The organism is Streptomyces sp. NPDC059696 (genome assembly GCF_042733745.1).
Classification (GTDB): Bacteria; Actinomycetota; Actinomycetes; order Streptomycetales; family Streptomycetaceae; genus Streptomyces.
This window is the reverse complement of record NZ_JBHWFG010000027.1, coordinates 109,121-119,392: the sequence shown is the minus strand read 5'-3', so window position 1 is coordinate 119,392 and position 10,272 is coordinate 109,121. Positions and strand designations below refer to the sequence as shown.

At 72.7% G+C, this 10,272-nt stretch carries 8 protein-coding genes; 5 read left to right on the top strand and 3 right to left on the bottom strand.

Annotation, left to right across the window (positions count from 1 at the left end; all coding sequences use genetic code 11):
• Positions 1-220 precede the first annotated feature (220 nt).
• Both ACFV20_RS26795 and ACFV20_RS26790 read right to left on the bottom strand, forming a co-directional pair.
• Positions 221-712, bottom strand: a complete 492-nt coding sequence (locus ACFV20_RS26795; protein ID WP_385660510.1) for a hemerythrin domain-containing protein — start codon at positions 710-712, stop codon at positions 221-223.
• Between the two features lie 89 nt (positions 713-801).
• Positions 802-972, bottom strand: coding sequence for a DUF5670 family protein (locus ACFV20_RS26790; protein WP_221754361.1), 171 nt, complete (start codon positions 970-972; stop codon positions 802-804).
• Between the two features lie 367 nt (positions 973-1,339).
• On the opposite strand from ACFV20_RS26790, the gene ACFV20_RS26785 reads away from it, so the two are divergent.
• A complete protein-coding gene (locus tag ACFV20_RS26785) occupies positions 1,340-2,656 on the top strand; it encodes a PQQ-binding-like beta-propeller repeat protein (protein ID WP_385660506.1) in 1,317 nt (438 codons plus the stop codon).
• Positions 2,657-2,762: 106 nt separating this feature from the next.
• Here ACFV20_RS26785 and ACFV20_RS26780 read toward each other — a convergent pair whose 3' ends face one another.
• Positions 2,763-4,661, bottom strand: coding sequence for an NAD-binding lipoprotein (locus ACFV20_RS26780; RefSeq protein WP_385660503.1), 1,899 nt, complete (start codon positions 4,659-4,661; stop codon positions 2,763-2,765).
• 290 nt (positions 4,662-4,951) lie between these two features.
• On the opposite strand from ACFV20_RS26780, the gene ACFV20_RS26775 reads away from it, so the two are divergent.
• The 4 genes from ACFV20_RS26775 to ACFV20_RS26760 all read left to right on the top strand — a co-directional run bounded on the left by ACFV20_RS26775 (position 4,952) and on the right by ACFV20_RS26760 (position 10,192).
• Positions 4,952-6,964 carry a flavin monoamine oxidase family protein gene (locus tag ACFV20_RS26775; RefSeq protein WP_385660500.1) on the top strand — a complete coding sequence of 671 codons (2,013 nt, stop codon included), beginning with the start codon at positions 4,952-4,954 and terminating at the stop codon, positions 6,962-6,964.
• Between the two features lie 213 nt (positions 6,965-7,177).
• Complete coding sequence (locus ACFV20_RS26770) at positions 7,178-8,161, top strand: Bug family tripartite tricarboxylate transporter substrate binding protein (protein WP_385660536.1); 984 nt, start codon at positions 7,178-7,180, stop codon at positions 8,159-8,161.
• Positions 8,158-8,697, top strand: a complete 540-nt coding sequence (locus tag ACFV20_RS26765) for a tripartite tricarboxylate transporter TctB family protein (protein WP_385660498.1) — start codon at positions 8,158-8,160, stop codon at positions 8,695-8,697. The genes ACFV20_RS26770 and ACFV20_RS26765 overlap by 4 nt, the downstream gene beginning before the upstream one ends.
• A gap of 1 nt (position 8,698) precedes the next feature.
• Positions 8,699-10,192: a tripartite tricarboxylate transporter permease gene (locus tag ACFV20_RS26760; protein WP_385660495.1), complete on the top strand. Its 1,494-nt coding sequence runs from the start codon at positions 8,699-8,701 to the stop codon at positions 10,190-10,192.
• The last annotated feature ends 80 nt before the right edge of the window (positions 10,193-10,272 follow it).

Genomic DNA, 10,272 nt, shown 5'->3' with positions numbered 1-10,272 from the left:
CCGTGGCGCGGCCCCGCGCGGGGTGCTCCGGTCTGCGCGGCGTGGGGGCGGGGCGCCGCGGCGCCGGCCCGGGGGGGGGCCCGGGCGGCGCGCCGCCCCCCGCGCCCCCGCCCGCCCCCGCCCCCCCCTGCGCCCCGCGGGGGGGGGCGCCCCCAGCACCGCGGCCGGCCGTGGTGGACCCCGCCGGGGGGCGGTGACCACCAGGGCCGGCCTGGCCGCGTCAGGACTCGACGATCTTGCGTACGTTCTCCACGGAACCGCACCCGGCCTTCAGTTGGCGCTCACGCTCCCGCAGGAACGCCAGGCCGAGCTCCTCGCGCCGCTCCGTCGCCACGTTCTCCCGCGCACCGTTGAGGATGGTGCGCTCCTCCTCGTCGGCGTGGTGCGTGACGGCCTCGACCAGCTCCTCGAGCTTGGAGTCCCACTCGTCGGAGCCGACCTCCTCGACCTCGAGGAGCGCCAGAAGCGCCTCGTTGCCCTCGTCGTGCTCGTGCTCGCCGTGCTCGACCTCTTCGTCGTCGATGTTCTTGTACCGCTTGAGCGCCGGGTAGACCTCGGCCTCCTCCGCCTGCGCATGCGCGATCAGCAGGTCCGCGAACTCCTTCAGGGCGCCCGCACGGTCGTCCTCGACGCTCCGCATGCGGCGGAAGAGGTCCTCCATGCGCCGGTGGTCCTGAAGAATGAGTTCTACGACATCTCGTGTGTCGGCCATGGAAATGGAACGCCTTTCCCAGAAGAGAATCGGGTCACTTTCGTTTACCCCATTCCTGGAGTTTTGCTCGTCGCGGGGGCCCGGCCGGGCTACCAGCGGTACCAGCGGCCCTTACGGCCACCACTGTCCGCGCTGCGCAGCACGAAGCCCAGCAGCCAGAGCACCAGCACGATCACCGCGATCCACCACAGGGCCTTCAGTGCGAAACCCGCACCGAACAGAACCAGGGCCAGCAGCAGGACAAGAAGCAGGGGAACCATAGTCATCAACCTCCGCTGCTCCTGTTGCCCGGCCCGCGCACGAACACACAGCCGAATTTCTCTGTTTCTTCACAGGAATCTCGGGAACCTGGATCGCTTTGGCCGGTGGGGAGAGCAGGTGACCGGCCGGCGGCAGGGCCGGGCCGGGCGGGGCGGGGCCGGGCTGGGCCGGGCCGGGCCGCCGGGCTGGGCCGGGCAGGGCGGGGCCGGGCCGGGCAGGGCAGGGCGGGGCCGGGCCGGGCCGGGCGACAGGGCCTGCGGGGACCCGAAGTTCCCCTGTGTGCACAGGAGTTGTTCGACATCTCGGGGGTAATCGGAGCCGCGGCCGGTGCACCGGCCCACTTCATTCGACCCGAGGGGGGTTTCCATGGGCAGCACTGTGAGGCGCGGCCGGGCGAGATCCAGTTGCGTGGTGGCGACGGCGCTGGCGCTCCTGGCCGTCGGTGCGGGCCCGGGCGGCGCGGCCACTCCGGCGCCCACGACGGCACCCGCACCCGCGACGGCGGCCGCTGCCGCTGCCGCGAAGGCAATGGCGAGGGCGAAGGCGAGGGCGAGCACCGAACCGGCGAACGCCACGCTGGGGTACCGCGCCAACGCCCGTCACGACAGTTTCGTCGCCGGGGCCACGGCTGCCCCGCCGTTCACCAAGGCCTGGTCCCTCGACCTGGGCTCGGCGGTCTCCGCGCCGGTCGCGGTCGGCGGGAAGGTCTACGTGGTGGTGAACGCGGCCGCGGAGGAGGGGTCCGACGGCCCGCGCATGGAGCTCGTCGGTCTGGACGCGGCCACCGGCACGAGGCTGTGGCCGCAGCGGCTGATCACCGACAACGACCCCAAGGCCACCCTGGCCTACGGCGGCGGCCTGCTCTACACCCAGACCGGCAGGGGCGTCGTGACCGCCTGGGACCCGGCGACCGGCCGGCAGCGGTGGACGCGCAGCATCGGCTCGGGCTCCTGCGAGTACCCGCCGACGTGGTACGACGGCACGCTGTACACGCAGGACGGCCGGGGCACGGCGCTGGCGCTGCGCCCGAGTGACGGATCCGAGCTGTGGCGGGCTCCGCTCGTCGACTGGGGCTGGTCACCCGTGGTCGTCGACGAAGTCGGCGTGTGGTTCGGCTTCGACAACTCCTCGTACCAGCTCCTGGACCGGCGCACCGGCCGGGAACTGCGCCGCTACGACGTGCCCGACCGGACCGAGCTCGGCGGCAACCCGATCGCGCGCGGCGCCGGGGCGCTGTGGCTGCGCAGCGACGACCTCGACGACGAGCGGACCGTGGCGTACGACCAGAACACCGGTGCCGTCCTGCGTTCCTTCCCCGCCGACGCCACTCCCGCGTTCGGCCCGGGCCGGGTGTACGTGGCGTACCGGGGTGTCGTGAAGGCGATCAGCACGACGACGTACAAGACGGTCTGGAGCTACACCAGCCCGCGTCAGGCGGCGGCGGTGCGCCTGGTCGCCGGGGGCTACGTCTACGTCCGGGACGGCAACGGCAAGCTGGTGGTGCTGAACGAGCGCACCGGCGCCGTCGTCTGGTCCTACCGGCTGTGGACCGAACCGCACCCGATGGAGGACGTGCCCGCGGAGAACGACTGGCGCGGCTGGGTCAACCCGGGCATCGCCACCGCCTCGGGCCGCGTATTCGCACCGGCGGAGAACGGCGTCCTGATCGCGTTCAAGGACTGACCGCCCCGGCAGGACCCGGCACCCTGAGGCCGGTGCACGCGCCCCCGGCGCCCGCACCGGCCTCCTTCAGTCCCGCCGCCACGACCGGTCCCCGCTGCCACGCCTCTCAGTCCGTCCCCACGACGATCACCTCGTCGGCGGCCGTCCAGCGGCGGCGCTCGGACTTGGGCGGGTTGACCCGCACGCCGTACCGCGGATGGGTGGAGGCGTCGTCGTGGCCGCGGTAGCCGATGGCGCATTCGCCGCGTCCTCGTGCCGCGGCCACGACGGTGGCGAAGGCCGTCTCGCTCCCGGGCAGCACGTAGTCGCCGGCCGGCCGCAGGCGAATGCCGACGCCGTCGGCGGAGAACAGCTCCTCGAAGACCGCTGCGAGATGCCGGTTCTGGGAGATCTGCGCCATGAGCAGGCCGATGAGCTTGCCGCTGATGATCACGTCGGCTCCGGGCCCGAGGGGGGCCAGTGCCCGGTTGCGGTCGTCCACCAGCTCGGTGACGACGGGGAGTTCACGCCCGGAGAGTTCCTCCAGCCGGCGTAGCAGCAGCAGGGTGACGAGCGTGCGGTTGTCGGGTTCCTCCGGGGGCTGCCCGGGCGCGGGGTCCTCTCCCACGACGATCACGCTGTCGTAGGAGTGCACGTCCAGGCGCCTCAGGGTCTCGGGGCGGGTGACGTCCCCCTGGTGGAGGGTGAGGGCCAGGCCGCTGCCGTGGGGCGCGCCGCAGTCACGCACCTGCCGGACCGTCGCTTCACCACCGTCCGCCACCACGTCGACGACGGACCCGGGGCGGGCCCGGCGGCGCAGCTGCTCGACCATGAGCGGTGCCCGGCGGTTCCAGCCGAGCAGCAGGACCCGCTCCGGCCGCGCGGGCGCCGCGGGACCGGAGGCCATCGCCGCCTTCTCGACCCACTGCCCGCACTCCCCCGGCCACGCCGTGTCGTCGTCGCGGGAGATGACGATGAGCAGATCGTCCGCGCCGATGGTCATCTGGGGCGGCGGATTGAGCAGGGGGGTGTCGCCGCGCACCAGACCGACGACGCTGGACGTCGGATAGGACAGCAGCGCGTCACCGAACGGGCGGCCCGTCAGGGACTCCTCACCGACCAGGTAGAACTCGTCGCCGGCGAAATCGAGGAGCTCCTGGTGGACGAGGGAGAGCCCGGGGCGGCGGGCGGCCTGGACGATCAGCCGGGCCGTGACGGTGTCGCTCTCCAGGACGACCCCGCCCGGGCCTGCCGCGAGACCGGCGGCCAGTCGGTAGCGGTCGTCGCGGACGGCGGCGACCACGGGCGGCCGGTCCGTCACCCCGGCCAGGGCCGCACGCAGCGCCAGCAGCGTCTTGACGACCTCGGCGTCGGCGTCGGGTTCGTCGCGGGGCAGGACCAGCACGACGCCGGCCGTCGCCGGACTGGCCAGGGTGAGCACGGCCGGATCGGTGGTCGGGCCGCTGCGGCAGATCAGCCGGGTCCGGCCGACGGGGCCCACCTTCGTGCCGAGTGCCTCCTCCATCGTCGTCTTGTCACGGTCGGCCAGCACCGCCACCGCCGCGCGGCGCTGGTTGGCGTTGGCCGCCACCAGTTCGCTCACGACCGTGAACACCTGCTCCGACCAGCCCAGGACCACGACGTGTCCTTCTTCGAGCACGGTGGACCGGCCGCGCCGCAACGCGGTGAGCCGCTCCGTGAGCGCCGTCGTGATCAGGCCGACCAGGGTCGAGACGTACAGCAGCGCGACCAGGGCGAGAAGCACCGACATCGTCACGCGCAGGGGCGTGCCGGTCGTCCCGCCCAGCCGCAGGGTCTCCCCCGTCAGGCGCCACACCTGTGCCAGCCGCTCCGGCAGGGACTCGGGCGCGTGCGGGTCGGTCCACACCACCAGCGCGCTCGCCGGGACGACGACGGCCAGGCACAACAGCGCCATCCAGCCGACCAGGGCGGAGGCGCCGCGGGCCAGCGTGCTGTCGAACCAGTAACGGACCCGCTCAGCCCGAACGGTGCGCCGCTGCACCACCCTTACCTCCCTCCGTCGTCCCGGGCTCTCGTGCGGCCGCCCGGCGCCGCGCGCGCAGTGGGCGGGGCCGGGCGGCCGGAGAGCGCGGTTGTGGATACGCAGTCGCAGTGTGGAGGCTCGTCGGCGGCGGCGGTCGTGGTTCGCCGCGCGTTCATTCCTTCGGGTGCGCCGGGCGCGCCGTGGGTGGCACCCCCGCCGCGACGTGCGGGTTTTGCCCGTGATTCGCTCCTTAGGGGCAACGCCCGGGCGAACGGCCGCGGCCCGTCACGGTCGCCGTTACAAAGATCACCATGACTGATGATCATGCGGTGATGCGCTCTGACGGCGGTTTCTCCCGGCGGGAGTTCGCGACGGTGGCCGGCACGGCCACGGTCGCGACGGCACTGACCGGCGGTACCGCCTCGGCCCTGCCCGCACCGGCAGCACCGCTCGCCCCGGCCGCTCCCGGCGGCGGGCGCGGCGCCGACTCCGAGACGTGCCTCGCCGTCGCCCGTGCCCTGCTCGTCCTGGACTCCGGCAACCGGCCCCTCGTCCCGCGCTACGTGCGCGCCCTGAAGGACGGACTGCCGGCCCGACGGACCCGCCCCAAGAACGTCCTCGTCATCGGCGCCGGCCCGTCCGGTCTGGTGGCCGCCTGGCTGCTGAAGGAGGCGGGGCACCGGGTGACGGTGCTGGAGGCCAACGGCAACCGGGCGGGCGGCCGCATCAAGACCTTCCGCAAGGGCGGCCACGAAGACGCCGCACAGCCCTTCGCGGACCCCCTCCAGTACGCCGAGGCGGGCGCGATGCGCATCCCCGGCAGCCATCCGCTGGTGATGGAACTCATCGACCGGTTCGGCCTGAAGAAGCGGCGCTTCCACTACGTCGACGTCGACGAGGAGGGGCGTCCCGCCGCGCGCACCTGGATCCACGTCAACGGCATCCGCGTACGGCGAGCCGACTACGCCCGCTCCCCGCGGCGCGTGAACCGGTCCTTCGGCGTCCCGAAGGCCTACTGGGACACCCCCGCCGCCGCGATCCTGCGGGCCGCGCTGGACCCGGTGCGCGACGAGTTCAGCCACGTCGGCCCGGACGGCAAGCGGGTCGACAAACCGCTGCCGGAGCGGCTGCGGGGGTGGGCGCGCGTGGTGAAGCGGTTCGGCGACTGGTCGATGTTCCGCTTCCTCACCGAGCACGCGGGGCTCGACGAGCGGACCATCGACCTGATCGGCACGCTGGAGAACCTCACCTCGCGCCTCCCGCTGTCCTTCATCCACAGCTTCATCGGCTCGTCCCTCATCAGCCCCGACACGCCCTTCTACGAGCTGGAGGGCGGCACGGCCGTACTGCCGGACGCCCTGCTGGAACGCGTGCGCGAGGAGGTGCGGTTCGACCGCCGGGTGACGCGCATCCAGTACCACCACCCCGACCGGCCGTCCCCGGAAGACGGGCACGTGCGGAGCAAGGGCCCGCACGTGTGGGTGGACACCGTGTCCGAGGGGCGCGGCGGCCCCGTCGTCCGCGAGCAGTTCACCGCCGACGTCGCCGTGGTCACGGTGCCGTTCTCCGGCCTGCGCCACGTGCAGATCGACCCGCCGCTGTCCTACCGCAAGCGCCGCGCGGTCTGCGAACTGCACTACGACCAGGCCACCAAGGTGCTGCTCGAGTTCAGCCGTCGGTGGTGGGAGTTCGACGAGGACGACTGGAAGCGCGAACTGAACGCCGTGAAGCCGGGTCTGTACGACGACTACCGCACCGGCAGGGCCCCCGCGGACGGCAGCCTGCTCGGCGCGCACCCCTCCGTGCCCGGCGGGCACATCACCCGGGCTCAGCGCACGCACTACGCCGCGAACCGCGCGATCGGCCGCGACCAGCCGGAGGCGGCCGGTGTCGTGGGCGGCGGCTCGGTGTCGGACAACGCCAACCGCTTCATGTTCAACCCGTCCCACCCCGTTCCGGGCAGCGCGGGAGGCGTGGTCCTGGCGTCCTACAGCTGGGCCGACGACGCCCTGCGCTGGGACTCCCTGGACGACGAGGCGCGGTATCCGCACGCCCTGTGCGGTCTCCAGCAGGTCTACGGCCGGCGCGTCGAGGTGTTCTACACCGGCGCGGGACGTACCCAGAGCTGGCTGCGCGACCCGTACGCCTACGGGGAGGCGTCGGTGCTGCTGCCCGGGCAGCACACCGAGCTGTTGCCCGTGATCCCCGAGGCCGAGGGGCCGTTGCACTTCGCCGGTGACCACACGTCCGTCAAGCCGGCGTGGATCGAGGGCGCCCTGGAGTCGGCCGTGCGGGCGGCCCTGGAGGTCCACGCGGATCGGTGACCGTCGCCCGAGGAGCCCCGGCGCGTGCGTCGGGGCCCCTCGTGTGTTCCGCTCGCGCCCCGGCGCCCTTCGCGGCGACCGCAAAGACCACAACCTCCGTTGCTTCCGGAAGGGAGACAGCCCGCCGGAGCCCGGGCACCATGTGGCCCACGTCACCCTCCCCCACAGGGCCTTTCCCTACCCGCATCGACGTACCGACAGGTGGTGGCACTCGTGCGCCTGCGCACCCCCCTCGCCCTGCTCGGGGCCGCCGTGCTCGTGCTCGTCGGACCACCGCTGCTGACCACCGGCAGCGGCTCCGAGACCGGCACACAGATCCCGGGCCTGCGCTTCATGGTCCCCAACACGCCCGGAGGCGGCTACGACATCACGGCCCGTACGGCCGCGAAGAACGCCGAGGACGCCGGACTGACGCACAACATCGAGGTGTTCAACCTGCCCGGCGCCGGCGGCACGGTGGGCTTGAGCCGGCTGGTGAGCGAACACGGCAACGGCAAGCTCGCCATGTCCATGGGCCTGGGGGTGGTGGGCGCCGTGCGCTCCAACGACGCGCCGAAGACACTCGGGGACACCACACCGATCGCCCGGCTCACCGAGGAGCAGGACGTGGTGGTCGTGGCCAAGGACTCGCCGTACAAGACGATCGACGACCTGATCGGCGCCTGGAAGGAGGACCCGGGCCGACTCCCCGTGGGCGGCGGCTCCTCGCCCGGCGGGCCCGACCACCTCGCGCCGATGCTGATGGCGCGGGCGGCGGGCATCCCTCCGAAGCAGGTCAACTACATCCCCTTCGACGGCGGTGGCGAGCTGCTCGCCTCGATCCTCGGCAACAAGGTCGCCTTCGGCGTCTCCGGGGTCGGTGAGTACCAGGACCAGATCAAGGCCGGCGAGCTGCGCCTCCTCGCTGTCACCGGCCCGGAACGCGTCAAGGGCCTGGACGCGCCCACGCTGAAGGAGGCGGGCTACGACGTGGACTTCACCAACTGGCGCGGCATCGTCGCCCCTCCCGGCCTCGGCGACGGGGAGCGCGACAAGCTGGTGAAGCTGGTCGAGGAGCTCCACGACTCCGAGGAGTGGCGCACCTCGATGGAGCAGAACGGCTGGGACGACGCCTTCCTCACCGGTGAGGAGTTCGGCGCGTTCCTCGACTCCGAGGACAAGCGCGTGGTTTCGGTGCTGAAGGAGCTGGGACTGTGACGACGCAGACCGACATACCCACCGCCCGGACCGGCGGCGAACGGCACTCGTGGCTGCGCGAGCACTCCGAACTCGGCGTGTGCGCGCTGCTGCTGGCGCTGGGTGTGCTCGTCCTGACCGACGCGCTCACCATGGACGTCGACATCGCCCAGCGCGGTCCGGTCGGTCCGAAGACCGTGCCGATCGTGGTCGGCGCCGGCCTGCTGGTGATCGCCGCGCTGCTGGCCGTGGACGTCCTGCGCGGTGGCCGGGGCCAGGCCGAGGGCGGTGAGGACGTCGACCTGTCCGAGCCGGCCGACTGGCGCACGGTGCTGCTGCTGGCCGGGGTGTTCCTCGGCGCGGCCGTGCTGATCGAGCCGCTCGGCTTCCCCGTCGCGGGCGCGCTGCTGTTCTGGGGCGCGGCGTTCGCACTCGGCAGCCGCCGGACCGACCGCGATCCGCTCGTCGCCGCCGGGCTCTCCCTCGTCACCTACACCGTCTTCGACAACCTGCTCGGAGTGCCCCTGCCCGGCGGTCCGCTGATGGGAGTGCTGTGACATGAACGCCCTCAACTCCCTTCTGGACGGCTTCGGTACGGCCCTCACCCCGATCAACCTGCTGTGGGCCGCGATCGGCGTCCTGCTCGGCACGGCCATCGGCGTGCTGCCGGGGATCGGCCCGGCGATGGCGGTGGCGCTGCTGCTGCCGGTGACGTACGGGCTCGACCCGATCGGCGCGTTCATCATGTTCGCCGGCATCTACTACGGCGCGATGTTCGGGGGCTCGACGACCTCCATCCTGCTCAACACCCCGGGTGAGAGCGCGGCGGTGGTGGCGGCCATGGAGGGCAACCCCATGGCCAAGTCCGGGCGCGGCGCGCAGGCCCTGGCGGCAGCGGCGATCGGGCACTTCGCGGGCGGCATGGTCGGCACGCTGCTGCTGGTGGCGCTGGCCCCGACGGTCGCGAAACTCGCCGTCGACATCGGCGCGCCCGACTACTTCGCCATCATGGTGCTGGCGTTCATCGCCGTGACCTCGGTGCTGGGCTCGTCCCGCATCCGGGGCCTCGCCTCCCTGCTGATCGGCCTCACCCTCGGACTGGTGGGCCTGGACCAGATGACCGGCCAGCAGCGGCTCACCTTCGGCTCGCTGCAACTCGCCGACGGCATCGACGTGGTGATCGTCGCGGTCGGGCTCTTCGCGATCGGCGAGGCACTGTGGGTGGCGGCGCACCTGCGGCGCAGGCCACCCGAGCCCATCCCGGTGGGGCGTCCCTGGCTGGGGCGTGCGGACGTGCACCGGACCTGGAAGTCGTGGCTGCGCGGCCCGTTCATCGGCTTCCCGTTCGGCGCGATCCCGGCGGGAGGCGCGGAGATCCCGACCTTCCTGTCGTACGTGACGGAGAAGCGCCTGTCGAAGCACAAGGACGAGTGGGGCAAGGGCGCCATCGAGGGTGTCGCCGGCCCGGAGTCGGCGGCGTCGGCCTCGGCGGCGGGCACACTGGTGTCGATGCTGACCCTGGGCCTGCCGACCACGGCGGTGGCGGCCGTGATGCTGGCCGCCTTCCAGCAGTACGGCATCCAGCCCGGGCCGCTGCTCTTCGAGCGTGAACCGGACCTGGTGTGGGGTCTGATCGCCTCGCTGTTCGTCGGCATGGTGCTGCTGCTCGCGCTGAACCTGCCGCTGGCCCCCGTGTGGGCGAAGCTGCTGCGCATTCCGCGGCCGTACCTGTACGCCGGGATCATGTTCTTCGCGGCGGTCGGCGCGTACGCGGTCGGCGGTGAGGTGATCGACCTGGTGATCCTGCTGGTCATCGGCCTGATCGGCTTCGGTATGCGCAGGTACGGCCTGCCGGTGCTGCCCGCCGTCATCGGTGTGATCCTCGGCCCCAACGCCGAGCAGCAGCTGCGGCGTGCCCTGCAGATCAGCGACGGCAGTGTGACGGGGCTGGTCAACACGCCCTTCGCGGTGACCGTGTACGCGGTGATCGTGCTGCTGCTGGTGTGGCCGCTGCTGCGGAAGGCCGTGACGCGCGGCAGCGCCGAGGCCTGACCCGCGCACGTGGGGCGTCCCGACCGGGGCCCCACGGACGCGGATGCCGGTCGCGGCGACCCGTACGCGCGTTCCTGAAC

Excerpts from the sequence above, each read along its gene's own strand:
- ACFV20_RS26760 (WP_385660495.1), top strand. The coding sequence starts at position 8,699 with ATGAACGCCCTCAACTCCCTTCTGGACGGCTTCGGTACGGCCCTCACC.
- ACFV20_RS26785 (WP_385660506.1), top strand. The coding sequence starts at position 1,340 with ATGGGCAGCACTGTGAGGCGCGGCCGGGCGAGATCCAGTTGCGTGGTG.
- ACFV20_RS26790 (WP_221754361.1), bottom strand. The coding sequence starts at position 972 with ATGGTTCCCCTGCTTCTTGTCCTGCTGCTGGCCCTGGTTCTGTTCGGT.
- ACFV20_RS26775 (WP_385660500.1), top strand. The coding sequence starts at position 4,952 with ATGACTGATGATCATGCGGTGATGCGCTCTGACGGCGGTTTCTCCCGG.
- ACFV20_RS26795 (WP_385660510.1), bottom strand. The coding sequence starts at position 712 with ATGGCCGACACACGAGATGTCGTAGAACTCATTCTTCAGGACCACCGG.